We start from the raw sequence: 12,844 nt of genomic DNA, 5'->3' as shown, positions 1-12,844 counted from the left end.
GAATTGGTTGCGGATTGATCACGCCTGTAGGAGACCGGGGTGGGGCTTGTGACGTAGATCTCTTGGAATGGGGGGCACTGCGGGTCTCGGGGTGCGGCGGAGTCTCAGCGCCGGCATTCACCCGCGCGGTTCGCGCGGTCGTGCTTGTAGAACTTGAACGTCGGCTGGCCGTTGCGGAGCTCGTCGGACGTGCCGTCGTAGTAGTAGTTGCGGTCCACGATGTCTCGCTCGGTGCCGTAGATGCCCCACTTGTTGTGGCCCTTCTTCTGGGTCCCGTCGTACCAGTTGTACTCGTCGATCCAGAAGTGCGGGTTGACGCGGACCACGCGCTTGATGGGCGCCGCGGTGAGCCACGCGGTCCGGCCGGGCGGGACGTCTATGTTGACGGAACGGCCCCAGCCGACGGTCTTGCCGTAGGCCCACGAGTACGAGAACTCGGCACCGAGGCCGACACCGAACAGCTTGCTGATGTTGGGGCTGAAGCTCAGGCTGCCGTTCACCGTCTTCGTGGTGGTCGTCGTCGTGCTGTAGGTCTGGTCGACCCGCTCGCTGACGTTGCCGCCCTGCGAGCAGTTGGTCACCTGGTCGGAGTACGCCGTCTGCCTCCCCTCGTACGTCCAGGAGGACGACGCGGGGTAGAAGCAGTGGCCCTTGATCTCACGCCAGCCCGGGTTCATGGCGTAGCGGTTTCCCGCCTTGCTGCCGCCGATGTACTGCCAGACCGGCCTGTTCCCCACGCTTCCATGGCTTCTGTCGAGCAGCTGCTTGGTGTTGACGTTGTAGTACCAGATGCTCTGGCCGCTCCGGTTGGAGCCGTCCTGGCACATGTTCGGCAGCAGCGAGTCGTGTACGCCGTTGACGTCCGTCGACGCGATCGCGGTCGGCGCGGCACCCAGGGTCAGGCCGCTGATCGCCATACCGAAAGCGGCGCCGGTGAGGAGGCACTTCTTGATGGTGGGCACGATACTTACGTCCTTGCGTGTCGAACGAGAGACCACACCCGTGCGTGAGGCCGGGCGGTCGGTGGCCGTGAGGTCGGCCGTGAGCAGTCTTTTGGGGGCGCGGGTTGTTTCACCACTCCCTTCCGAGGGCGGAAACAACTCTCCTCAAGGCCGAGCGGCCCGGGAAAGCGCAGCGCCCCCGGAATCAGTGGCCGCACACCTCGCGGTACGGCGCGTCCGGCACATATGTGTGCCATTGGGCGGGCGTCAGACCGGTGTCACCGGTGCGGGCGCAGATCTGGGTGACGGCCCGGGCCGGGTCGATCGTGTATCGCATGAGCGGCACATGCGTGCCGGCCGCGTGGACGGTGGTGCTGTCGGGGCTGAAGGCCAGCGAGGCGATGGCGTCGCCGGCGGTGGTCAGCGGGCCGCCGAGGGGCTGCCGGGTGGCGATGTCCCACAGTTGAAGCGTGCCCGCGTCGCCGCCGACGGCCAGGGTACGGCCGTCGGGACTGACGGCGAGCGCGCTGACCGCCTCGGCCGTGTCGTCGAGCGGGGTGGGGAAGACGTTGCGCAGCACGCCCTCCCGGTGCTTCAGGGAGCCGTCCCACAGCGTGACCCGCCCGCTCAAGTCGCCTGCCGCGAGCCGCGAGCCGTCGGGGGCGAAGGCGAGGGCGCCGATCTCGTTGCCCTGGACGAGGTTGTGGGCGCGGACCGTGCCGGAGGGCGGGCGCACCGTGTGATCGGTGGCGACGAGGAGCCGTCCGTCGGGGCGGAGGGCCAGCTCGGTTCCGGTCGCGTCGCTGTACTCGGCGGTTCGCCGATGCCGCGTGGTGTCCCACACCTCGTTGCTGAGCTCGCCGATGTGGGGTGTGCGCGTGGCATACAGGGTGTGGCCGGAGGGACCCAGGGCGAGTGCGACCAGCGCCCCGGCGGACGACGGCGTCGCCAGGTCCAGCGTGGTCCGAGCGTGGCCCCGAGCCACGTCCCAGAGGACGAACCGCTGCGGCGCGGCCAGGCGGCCGGGTGCCGAGACACCGTAGGCGAGGGTGCCGCCGTCGGGACTGAAGGCCATCAGGGCCAGCGTGTCCTCCGCGACGACCGGATCGTCGGGGTCGCGCGAGACGGGCAGGGGCACCGGCGGCAGCGTCCGCAGCACGTGACCGATGGGGGTCCCCCCGCTCGAGCGAAGCCGAGAGTGGGGGAGGGTGTCGCGCAGCTGGAAGCGGTAGCCGGCGTCGGTGGTGCGTTCGGCGGTGGCGAGCATACGGCCGTCCGGGCTGAGCAGCACCGCGGCCAGCGGGTCGGCACGCCATGCGGAGGTGACCGCGTCCGCGAGGTCCAGCGTGTGGACGGTGCCGCCTTCGAGGTAGCGCAGCAGCGGCCGGTCGGCGTCCCAGGCGAGGCCGCCGTAGAGATGCTCGTTGTTCAGGGAATGGCGGAACACGGGGGCGGGGGCGACCGCTGTGGAGGAGTCGAGGCGCCACACCTTGATCTCGCTGCCATCGGCGGTTGCGAGAAAGGAGCCGTCCTTGCTGAAGGACATGCTGTCCACCCCCGCGTCGTCGAGGGCTGCGATCCGACGCCCCGACGTGGCGTCCCAAATGTGGACGCCGCTGTCGGAGGCCACTGCGAACCGGTCGGCGGCGTCACCCGAGTCGCCGAACACCAGCATCGAGCTGTCGTCGCAAAGGGAGCCCGCCTTTTCCCAGGCGCCGGGCAGTATGCGGTGGTCGGCGGTGTCCCAGACCCGTGGTGGGCGGCCGGAGGGGCAGCCTGCCACCAGCCGGCCGTCGGCGCTCGGCTCGACGACGCCGGCCACCCGAGTCTCGAACAGCGGCGTGCCGTCCGTGGTGGAGCGCAGCCTCACCCGGTCGTCGTACAGACTGCTCTCCACGTAGCTGCGGCCGTCGAGGCCGAACTCCACCGCGGTGTCGGCCGGTAGCGCTGCCCCGGTCCATCGCCCGGCGGAGGTGTCCCACAGCCGTACGCCGTCGTCCCTGACGATCGCGAGGTGCCGCCCGTCGGGACCGGCTTCGATGACGGTTCCGTCCGGCAGCCGGCCCGATGCGATCCGGCGGTGCGTTGTCACGTCCCAGGTGCGCCAACTGCCGCCGTCGGCACTGAGCAGCGTACGGCCGGAGCGGGTGAGGAAGCGGGAGGGGCTGCTGCCGGGCGCCGGATCGGTGAAGGTGTCCGTCTGCGGCTGGGCGAGGGCGCCGAGCAGGGCGCGGCGGGTCTCCGGCAACTCGGCGACACGCCAGGCGGCGACGCCCAGCAGCTGGGCGGTGCGCGGGTCGGTGGTGCGCAGGGCGTCGGCGACCTCGGCGATACGGCGGGCCGCCGCCTCGGTACGTCGCCGCTGATTGTCGAGGTGCTCCACCCAGGCGGTCAGGCCGGCGACCAGGGCCACGGCCAGGACGGCCGAGAGCGTGGCCAGCAGCGCCCGGGACCGCCGCGCGGAGCGGGCGGCGGCGCGGCGCTCCGCCTCGCGGGCTTCCCGCGCGGCCGTGAGGAAGGCCCGCTCCGTCGCACTGAGCATGCCGTCGTCGTCCGCGAACAGCTCCTCCGCGCGCGTCAGCCGGGCGCCCCGGTACAGGGCACCGGGATCGCGGTCGTGCTCCAGCCAGGCGCGGGCGTCATCGGTCAGACGGCGGTGGTGGCGCAGGCGCTCGCGGTCCTGTTCGATCCAGCCGTGCAGCCGCGGCCAGCAGGTGATCAACGCCTCGTGGGCGAGTTGGACGCCGCCCTCGTCGGCGGTCAGCAGCCGGGCGCGGGTCAACCGGTCCACGACCACCGGCACCTCGGGGTCGGGCCACTCCTGAAGTTCGGCCCGGGTGAGCGGGCGCCGGGTGTCGGGGGTGCCCTGGCCGGGCTCGACCATCCGCAGCAGCAGGTGCCGGGCGGTGCGGGCCTGCTCCGGGGACAGCTGCCCGAACACCTCCTCCGCGGTCGCCGCGATCGCGCCGCGCACCCCACCGGCCGCCCGGTACGCGGCCAGGGTCAGCATGCGGCCCCGGCGCCGCCGCCATGTCTCCAGCAAGGCGTGCGAGAACATCGGCAGACCACCGGGCTCGTCGAGCACGTCCTCGACGATCCGCGCGGTCAGTTCCCGCTCGACCAGCAGCCCGACCGCCTGCGCCGGTTTGACGACCGCCTCCCGGAGCTCGTCCGCGGTCATCGGGCCGACCAGCAGGGACGCGTCGCGCAAGGCGTCCGCCAGGTCACGGTGCTCGGCGCAGTGGGCGTAGAAGTCGGCGCGTACGGCGATCACCACCCTCATCCGGCTGCCCGGGGTCCGGGCGGCGAGGAGCAGGTCGATGAACCGGGCCCGCTCCTCCCGGTCCTGGCACAGGGTGAAGACCTCCTCGAACTGGTCCACCACCACCCAGTTCTCCCGCTCGCCCTCGGCCGGGGCCAGCAGATGTCCGTACGTGGTCGCGGGCCGTGGGCCCGGGGTGAGGATGCGCAGTACCGCCGGTCCGCCCAGGTCCGCTGTCTCTTCCCGCAGCCGGGGGATGAGCCCGGCCCGCAGCAGCGAGGACTTGCCACTGCCGGACGCGCCGAACACGACCGCGAACCGGCGGGCGGACACCAGCTCCAGCAACTCCCGCACCAGCCGGTTCCTGCCGAGGAACAGCTCGCGGTCGTCCGGCTCGAAGCGGGCCAGCCCTCGGTACGGTGACGTCGCGTCGTCGGCGCCCGGCCACGCTTCCTCCGCGGCCCCGGCTTCGGCCTCCTTCCAGCGCGCTTCCCACTCGCCCGGGTCGCCTCCGCAGGCGCGCACGTACCCCTGGACCACGGCGAGCGACGGCAGCCGTGTCCCGGCGGCGGCCTTGGACAACGTCGCCATCGAGAACCCCGCCGCTTCGGCCATGGTCCGATACGAGGGGCTGCCGGCAGCCCGGCGAAGCTCTCGGAGCTCACTGGCAAGCCGCTGCACCGGGCCGGCCGCGGGATCCAGTGGTCTTTCCGGACGCGCCACGGGTCGACTCACTTCCGTCCAGATACCGCGGAGCAGGTGAAAGCTCCGCGCAGGCCCGGCAAACATACGTTTCCCGCCGCTCGGGAGTCACCGCTTTCCCACCGCTTGTGGCGTTTACGACAGTCATCAGTCATCGGCGCCAACGAAGCGTTGGCCCGGCCGGGAGTGACGGCCGTGTCCGCGCATGCCTTGCACACGCCTTGCGTATCCGTCCCCCATCCGCTGAACTGACGTACCGTCAGAAACTCCGTCTCGCGGATGCGGAAGGGCGGCGACGTCGATGGACTCGATCTGGCTCACCGGTGCCGAATGGCTGGCCGTTCTCCGCATAGGGCTGGGGCTCTGGTGGCTGGAGAGTTGGCGGCACAAGGACAAGAAGACGTGGTTCGAGGGGGCCGGGATCACGTGGGCGGCGGGAGTGGCCGGGAAGCATCGGTGGGAGGCGGTGCGGAGTGGGTTCGACGTGGTCGTCAAGCCGCGGCCGAAGGTGATGGCGTATGTCGTCGCCTACGCGGAGCTCGCGCTCGGCGTGGGGCTGATCCTTGGCGTTCTGACCCCGATCGCACTGGTCGGCGGGCTGCTGCTCAATCTCCTCTACTTCGTGCTGATGATCCATGACTGGGCCGAGCAGGGGCAGAACTCGATGATGGGGCTCATCTCGGTGGTGGGGTTGTTCGGGATGTCGTGGCAGACGTGGTCGGTCGACAGCGCGTTGGGGATCTTCTGATGGGGGGCGGGCCGGACCAGCGGGCCGTCCGGGCTGATCTGCCGGACGTCGATCACTTCTCACGTGCGTACTGGGACGCCGCCGCCGAGGGGCGGTTGCTGCTGCGGCGGTGCCGGGAGTGCGGGCGGGCCCATCACTGTCCCCGGGAGTTCTGTCCTCACTGCTGGAGCGAGGACGTGGGGTGGGAGCAGGCCAGTGGGCTCGCCACGCTCTACACCTGGTCCGTCGTCCACCGGAACGATCTGCCGCCGTTCGGGGAGCGGGTGCCGTATGTCGCCGCGGTCGTCGAACTGGTCGAGGGGCCGCGGATGATGAGTGAGGTCGTGGAGTGCGGGGAGGAGGAGCTGCGAGTGGGGATGGAGCTTGAGGTGGTGTTCCGGGAGGCGGGGGACTTCCGGGTGCCGGTGTTTCGCGGACGGGTGTGAGGCCGTACCCGCGAAGGCGCCGGCGGTTCGCGCGAGGGGCCCGTATTTCGCGCGCGGGCCTGAGGTCGTACGGGCCAGGATGAGGGCATGAACCGTACTGACGAGCGAACCTCCTCCCGTCCTCCCTACCCCTACCCCGAGGTGCGCGGGCACGGTCTGCGGCTCTGTTCCTGGGACGCCGAGTCCGACGCGGACGTCCAGGCGTGGTTCCGGGGGCGCAACGATCCGGAGTTCCGGCGCTGGAACACGCCGATGGTGCGGGACGACTCCCTCGACGGCGCCCGGGCGTCGCTGCGCAAGCGGGCCGAGGCCGACGCGGCGGGGGAGACGGTGACCTTTCGGGCCGTGGACGCGGAGAGCGGGGCGACGCTCGGGCAGGTCGGGTTCAGCGGGATCGACACGTTCATGCGGCGGGCGATGGTCGGCTACTGGGTGCTGCCCGAGGCCCGGGGGCGCCGGGTCGCCACCCGTTCCCTCGATCTCGCCGCGCGCTGGGGTTTCACCGAGTTCGGCCTGTATCGGATCGAGCTCGATCACGCCCTGGGGCATGACGCCTCCTGCCGGGTCGCCGAGCGGTGCGGGTTCCCGTACGAGGGGGTCCTGCGCGGGGCGATGTTCGCGGAGGGGCGGCGTGACGCCTTCCGGGATGCCCATCTGCATGCGCGGCTGGCCACGGATCCGGAGCCGACGGGGATCGCTCAGCCGACCGGGATCTCATAGCCGCCGGGAGAAAATCGTGTGCGACGGCTCGGCGGGGGTCGATACCGTCCCGACATGCCTGAGACGCGTGAAGAGGGAAACCGCGAAGAGGGACACGACGAGCGAAACCACGAGGCGTACGACGACGGAAGCCACACGGCGTACGACGACGGAAACCCCGAGGCGTACAGCGAACCCGACGATCCTGACGGCTACTTCGATGAGGCAGTCGCCGCGCGCTACGACGACACGTCCGCCGACATGTTCAGTCCGGAGGCCGTCGAGCCGGTTGTCGAACTGATCGCCGGGCTCGCGGCGGAGCACGGCGACTCCCGTGCCCTTGAATTCGGCATCGGCACCGGCCGTATCGCCCTCCCCCTCGCCCGTCGAGGCGTCCCGGTGCACGGGATCGACATGTCGCGGGCCATGGTGGAGCGGCTGCGGGCCAAGCCGGGGGGTGCGGACATCGGTGTCACCATCGGGGACTTCGCCACGACCCGGGTGGACGGGGAGTTCGGCGTCGCGTACCTCGTCTTCAACACGATCAACAACCTGACCACGCAGGACGCCCAGGTGGACTGCTTCCGCAACGCCGCCGCGCACCTCGTGACCGGCGGCTGCTTCGTCATCGAGGTCCACGTGCCCGACCTGCGCAGGCTGCCGCCGGGGCAGAACGCGGTGCCGTTCCGGGTGGGGCCCGACCGGCTGGGGTTCGACACGTACGACATGGCGACGCAGGGGATGCGGTCGCACCACGTCATGGTCGTCGACGGGCGGACGGAGTACTGGTCGCTGCCGTTCCGGTACGTCTGGCCGGCCGAGCTGGATCTCATGGCCCGGCTCGCCGGGATGCGGTTGCGTGACCGTTGGGCGGGGTGGCACCGGGAGCCGTTCACCAGCGACAGCACCAAGCATGTGTCCGTGTGGGAGAAGGCCGGGGACTGAGCGGAGGCACGGGGGCCTGGTCCCCGTATCGCCGCCGGCCGGCGCCGACCCCGGCCCATGGCTCCCGCCTGCGGCCCCACCCCCCGGCAAAGCCCGCCCACAGCCTCACTTCAGGAACGCTTCAGCTCCGCCTCCGAACTTGGGGCGCATGACTGAGAACGGCGGCACCCCCACCCAGCAGCACATCCACACCGTCATCCGCACCCCGAACGGCGGCGACTACGGCATCGACCTGCTGAAACTCCACCTGGAGACGGACCACTGAGCCGACGACCGCGGCCATGGCGCACGGCGCGTCGCTAGGGCCACAGCAGCTCGGTGACCCAACGGCCGCCCTCCCTGCGGTAGTTGAGCCGTACGTGCCGTCGCCGCGCGTCCCCCTGGAAGAACTCCACCTCGTCCGGCTCCAGGACGTACGCCGTCCAGGAGGGCACCGTCGCCTCCGGCTCGCGCTGAGCGCGGTCCCAGGCGGCCTCGGAGGCGCGTTCCAACTCCTCGTACGAGGAGAGGACTTCGCTCTGCCGCCCCACGAGGGCCGCGGCCAGCGCCCCCGTCGAACGGGCGTGCAGATCGGCGAGGGCGAACTCGGAGGGTTCCACCGTGACCCGGCCGCGTACGCGTACCTGGCGGCCGAGCACGGGCCAGTAGAAGCCGAGTGCCGCGTACGGCCGGGCCGCCAGCTGCCGACCCTTGCGGCTGCCGGTGTGGGAGGCGAAGTGCCAGCCGTGCGCGTCGGCGCCGTGCAGCATGACCGTACGGGTGTCCGGCCGCCCCTCCGCGTCCACCGTCGCCAACGACATCGTGTGCGGCTCCACCTGCCCGGCCGCCACCACCTCCGCGAACCACGCGGCGAACAGCACCACCGGCTCAGCGGGCGCGGCCCCCACGTCGAACGGTCGCAACTCCGTGACCTGCGGATCCCACACCCGCAGCGACCGCAGAATCGAATCAAGGGAATCCCGGGCATTCTGGGAAGACGTATCGGCGCTCATACCCCGATTCTCATCCCCGCCCCAGCACCACCGTCCCCGAAGAGCAGAACCAGCCGCCCGTGCCGGAGGCGACGGCGAGGTGGGGGAGGTGGCCGTTCGGTTTTCTCACCTGCCGTTCGCCCGCTTCTCCCCGTAGCTGCCGTACGGCCTCGACCAGGAGGAAGAGGCCCCGCATTCCCGGGTGTTGGGCCGACAGGCCGCCGCCGTCCGTGTTGACCGGGAGATCGCCGGAAAGGGTCAGGCGGCCCTTCTCCGCGAACGCGCCGCCCTCGCCCTTCTCGCAGAAGCCCAGGTCCTCCAAGGTGACCAGGGTCATGTACGTGAAGGCGTCGTAGATCTCGGCGAAGTCGATCTCGGAGGGGCGGACGCCGGCGCGCGCGAAGGCGAGACGGCCGCTGACGGCTGCCGGGGAGACGGTGAAGTCGGGCCACTCGGACATGGTCGTGTGGGAGACGTACTCGCCGGTGCCCAGCACCCAGACGGGGGTCGCGGGCCGGCAGTCGCGTACGTACTCCTCCGCCGCCAGGACGACCGCCGCGCCGCCGTCGGAACGTATGCAGCAGTGGAGTTTGGTGAAGGGGTCGGCGACGGGCGGCGAGGAGAGGACGTCGTCGATCGTGATCGGCGTGCGGAACATCGCCTCCGGGTTCGCCGCCGCGTTCGCCCTGGCCTGGACCGCCACCGAGGCGAGCTGTTCGAGTGTCGTGCCGTACTGGTGCATGTGGCGTCGCGCCGCCATCGCGTACTTCGCGATCAGCGTGTGGCCGTACGGGACCTCGTACTGCAGCGGGCCCCGCGCGCCGAAGGAGAGGTTGCCGGTGCGGCGGCCCGCCCTGATGTCGGCGCGGGCCGTGGAGCCGTAGACGAGGAGTACGACGTTCGCGTGCCCGGCGGCGATCGCGTCCGCCGCGTGCGCCACCATGACCTCCCACGTCGAACCGCCGACCGACGTCGAGTCCACCCAGGTCGGACGCAGGCCCAGATACTCGGCCACCTCCACCGGGGCCAGAGTGCCGAGGCCGGCCGAGGCGAGGCCGTCGACGCGCGTGTGCTCCAGGCCCGCGTCGGCCAGGGCGCGGCGGGCGGCCTGGGCGTGGAGTGCGTACGGGGTCGCGTCGTCCACCCGGCCGCAGTCGGAGAGGGCCGCGCCGACGATCGCCACCTTGCGCCGCGGTGATCGGCCGCCGTCAGTCTCAGAGACCATGTATCTGACGGTACATCAGGTATGAGTCTGTGCATCAGGGTGTGTCGGTCCTAATATGACGGTTCGCCAGATGCTGCCGTCGGATGACGGTTCGGTGTGCAGTGCAGGGGGAGTAGAGGGGGCCTGGCCATGGACGCCCGCTTCACCGCCGAGCAGGAGGAGATCCGGCGCACGGTACGGGAGCTGCTGCTCAAGCGCTGCGGTCCGGAGGAGGTACGGGCGGCCGTGCGCGCCGGGCCGGGGTACGACCCCGCGCTGTGGGCCGCCCTCGCCGAGCAGCTCGGCCTTCCCGGGCTCGCGCTTCCCGAGGCGTACGGCGGTGTCGGTTGCTCGGTCACGGAACTGGCGCTGGTGAGTGAGGATTTGGGGCGGGCGCTGACGCCGTCACCGCTGTTGCCGACCTCCGTCCTCGCGGCGCCGCTGATCCTCGCCCTGGGGACCGAGCGGCAGCGTGCCGAGCTGTTGCCCCGCATCGCTTCCGGGGAGCTGACCGCCGCCGTCGCCGTCCCGGGTGCGGCGCTCGGGACCGCGCTGGGGCTCACCGGTGACAACCGGGCGGGGTCCTGGGCCGGGGGTGGGCGCGCCGGGGGTGTTCAGGCGCGGCGCGCCGGGCCCGGCGCCGGAGACGGGTGGCGGCTGTACGGGGAGGTCGGGCAGGTGCTCGGCGGCCACGGCGCGGGGGTGTTGCTGGTGGCCGCGCACGCCGGCGGGTACGCGCGGTCGCGGACGTTGGTGTTCGTGGTGCGGGGGGCTTCGGCTTCGGGCCCGGCCGGAGGGCTCGTACGGGTGCGGCAGACCGCGCTCGACGAGACGCGGGCGCAGGGACGGCTCGAACTCCGGGACGTCAAGGCGGAGTTGCTCGGCGAAGGCGAGGGCAAGAACGAGGGCGAGGACAAGAACGAGGGCGCGGGCGCGGATGTGCTGTCCGCGCTGGCCGGTGTCGGGGACGGGGCCGCTGCCGTGCTCGCCGCCGAGGCCGCGGGGGCGGCGGATCGGGCGCTGGAGCGGACCGTGGCGTATGTGCGGCAGCGGGAGCAGTTCGGGCGGCCCATCGGGTCGTTCCAGGCGGTGAAGCATCGGCTCGCGGATGTGTACGTACGGGTGCGGGCGGCGCGCTCGGCGGCGTACTACGCGGCCTGGGCGGCGGCCGGCCACGGCGGAGGGGGCGTACGGGAGCGGGTCGGCGGGCTCGCCCTCGCGCAGGCGCTGGAGGCCTTGCGGGTGGCGGCCGGGGAGGGGATCCAGTTGCACGGGGGCATCGGGTTCACCTGGGAGCACGAGGCGCATCTGTACTTCAAGCGGGCGGCGGGGGACGAGGCGCTGTTCGGGCCCGTACATCGGCTGCGTGCCCACGCGGCCGATCTCGAGGGTGTCTTCGAGACCGACGAGCGCGAGGAGGCGCGGGGCTGATGACCTGGAAGGACGGAGTCGGACGGTGGGTGCAGAAGGTGTCCTCCGCGCCGGCGTTCGCGCGGGTCGCGCCGCATGTCATACCGGCGCTCGACCGGGCCGTGCACCGGGTGACGCGTGGCAAGGTGCTGCTCAGCGCGCAGTTGCTGCCGGGGGTCGTGCTGACCGCCACCGGGGCGAAGAGCGGGGTGCCGCGTCGTACGCCGCTCGCCTGTATGCCGGAGGAGGGCGGCGGGAGTTGGCTCCTCGTCGGCTCGAACTTCGGCCGGACCGATCACCCCGCCTGGACGGCGAACCTGCTGGCCCACCCCGACGCCGAGATCAGCTGGAAGGGCGAGGACATCCCGGTCACGGCCCATCTCCTTCAGGGCGAGGAACGCGCGGCGGCATGGAAGACGCTGCTGCGCTTCTGGCCGCCGTACGCCACGTATCAGGCACGGGTGGAGCGGGAGATACGGGTGTTTCGGATCGTACGGCGGTGATGTGGGCCGTTGCGCGGTGTTCATCTCGCCCGGGGTTGTGCGGTGGACGCGGCAGGCAGGGCGCTTCGGGTGAAGGCGCCGCCCGCCCATGACAGGAGTTGCGTCCGGGGGCGTGTCGTGCCCGGGGTGATCACCGGTTGACCGGCCGGGCCCTACTTCGTCGGCTTCTTTCCGGTGATGCCCAGGTGGACCAACAGGGCCAGGTTCGGCTTGAGTTCGGCCTGCTTCACGCCCCAGGACTGGAAGCCCTTCTGGTGCGAGGAGACCGCGGCGAGCATCGCGACGAGGGAGCCGGCGAGGGCCGCCGGGCTCACGTCCTTGTCGACGCGGCCTTTTGCCTGGAGCTCGGCGACCGTGTCGGCGAGGGAGTTGGTGACCGAGTTCAGGATCTTCATCCGGATCTTGTAGAACCGCTTGTCGCCCTCGGCGGCACCCAGGTCGACGACCCTGAGGATCGCGTCGTTCTTGCGCCAGAACTCCAGGAAGCCGTCGACGAGTTCCTGCGCGGTCTGCCAGCCCGCCTTGCCGACCCAGGAGCGGCCTTCGAGGAGGCTCGTCAACGTGGCGCCCTCGGTGGCCATTTGCTCGGCGATTTCGAGGACCGCGCCTTCGACGTCCGGGAAGTACTGGTAGAAGGTCGCGGGCGAAGTGCCCGCCTTCCGGGCGACATCGATGACTTTGACGTCCCGGTAGGGGGAGGAGCTGAGCATCTCGCTGAGGCAGTCGAGCAGCTTCTGCCGGGTCGCCTGCCCACGTCGGCCGGCCACGCGGCCGTCGACGGTACGCACTTGTCCTGTCATGACGTCAGCTTACCGAGGGGTGATCGAAGCGCTATTCGGCCGAGTGCAAATGGGGAGTACGGGCTTCACCAAGGCGTTCTTGAGGGTGGCGAGGGTGGTTTTTGGCGGGTTTCTTTCGCCCCGCGGAGAGGCTGCGCCGCTTCGCCGATCGCCTGAGAGCTCGGGGGCGGGGGTGTGTTGGCGGGTGCGGGTTGGTGGGGGCTGGTCGCGCAGTTCCCCGCGCCCCTGAAAGAC

General features: G+C 71.3%; 11 protein-coding genes. 6 read left to right on the top strand and 5 right to left on the bottom strand.

The genetic code is table 11. The features are described 5' to 3' along the window. Positions 1-104 precede the first annotated feature (104 nt). Positions 105-962, bottom strand: coding sequence for a hypothetical protein (locus STRIP9103_RS24830; RefSeq protein ID WP_009321583.1), 858 nt, complete (start codon positions 960-962; stop codon positions 105-107). A gap of 184 nt (positions 963-1,146) precedes the next feature. Further along, positions 1,147-4,818: a WD40 repeat domain-containing protein gene (locus STRIP9103_RS24825; protein ID WP_009321582.1), complete on the bottom strand. Its 3,672-nt coding sequence runs from the start codon at positions 4,816-4,818 to the stop codon at positions 1,147-1,149. Between the two features lie 388 nt (positions 4,819-5,206). Between STRIP9103_RS24825 and STRIP9103_RS24820 the strand changes: the two genes are divergently transcribed. The 4 genes from STRIP9103_RS24820 (at position 5,207) to STRIP9103_RS24805 (ending at position 7,722) form a co-directional block, all read left to right on the top strand. Beyond that, entirely contained in the window at positions 5,207-5,653 is a 447-nt protein-coding gene (locus tag STRIP9103_RS24820) for a DoxX family membrane protein (RefSeq protein WP_009321594.1), read from the top strand. After that, positions 5,653-6,078, top strand: a complete 426-nt coding sequence (locus STRIP9103_RS24815; RefSeq protein ID WP_009321591.1) for a Zn-ribbon domain-containing OB-fold protein — start codon at positions 5,653-5,655, stop codon at positions 6,076-6,078. Before STRIP9103_RS24820 ends, STRIP9103_RS24815 begins: the two co-directional genes overlap by 1 nt. Positions 6,079-6,165: 87 nt before the next feature. Further along, complete coding sequence (locus STRIP9103_RS24810) at positions 6,166-6,798, top strand: GNAT family N-acetyltransferase (protein WP_009321587.1); 633 nt, start codon at positions 6,166-6,168, stop codon at positions 6,796-6,798. 54 nt (positions 6,799-6,852) lie between these two features. Continuing rightward, positions 6,853-7,722, top strand: coding sequence for a class I SAM-dependent DNA methyltransferase (locus tag STRIP9103_RS24805; RefSeq protein WP_009321588.1), 870 nt, complete (start codon positions 6,853-6,855; stop codon positions 7,720-7,722). 299 nt (positions 7,723-8,021) lie between these two features. On the opposite strand, the gene STRIP9103_RS24800 is transcribed toward STRIP9103_RS24805, so the two are convergent. Further along, entirely contained in the window at positions 8,022-8,714 is a 693-nt protein-coding gene (locus STRIP9103_RS24800) for a pyridoxine/pyridoxamine 5'-phosphate oxidase (protein ID WP_009321596.1), read from the bottom strand. 10 nt (positions 8,715-8,724) lie between these two features. Further along, positions 8,725-9,918, bottom strand: a complete 1,194-nt coding sequence (locus STRIP9103_RS24795; protein ID WP_009321584.1) for a thiolase C-terminal domain-containing protein — start codon at positions 9,916-9,918, stop codon at positions 8,725-8,727. Positions 9,919-10,047: 129 nt separating this feature from the next. Here STRIP9103_RS24795 and STRIP9103_RS24790 point away from each other — a divergent pair, with 129 nt between their 5' ends. Both STRIP9103_RS24790 and STRIP9103_RS24785 read left to right on the top strand, forming a co-directional pair. Further along, positions 10,048-11,328 carry an acyl-CoA dehydrogenase family protein gene (locus STRIP9103_RS24790; RefSeq protein ID WP_009321580.1) on the top strand — a complete coding sequence of 427 codons (1,281 nt, stop codon included), beginning with the start codon at positions 10,048-10,050 and terminating at the stop codon, positions 11,326-11,328. Then, entirely contained in the window at positions 11,328-11,810 is a 483-nt protein-coding gene (locus STRIP9103_RS24785) for a nitroreductase/quinone reductase family protein (protein WP_009321581.1), read from the top strand. The genes STRIP9103_RS24790 and STRIP9103_RS24785 overlap by 1 nt, the downstream gene beginning before the upstream one ends. Before the next feature lie 152 nt (positions 11,811-11,962). On the opposite strand, the gene STRIP9103_RS24780 is transcribed toward STRIP9103_RS24785, so the two are convergent. Next, complete coding sequence (locus tag STRIP9103_RS24780; RefSeq protein WP_009321585.1) at positions 11,963-12,610, bottom strand: TetR family transcriptional regulator; 648 nt, start codon at positions 12,608-12,610, stop codon at positions 11,963-11,965. Positions 12,611-12,844 lie beyond the last annotated feature (234 nt).

The organism is Streptomyces ipomoeae 91-03, assembly GCF_000317595.1.
In the GTDB taxonomy this organism is placed as follows: Bacteria; Actinomycetota; Actinomycetes; order Streptomycetales; family Streptomycetaceae; genus Streptomyces; species Streptomyces ipomoeae.
The sequence above is the reverse complement of the archived record's forward strand: the minus strand, read 5'-3'. Positions and strand labels throughout refer to the sequence as shown.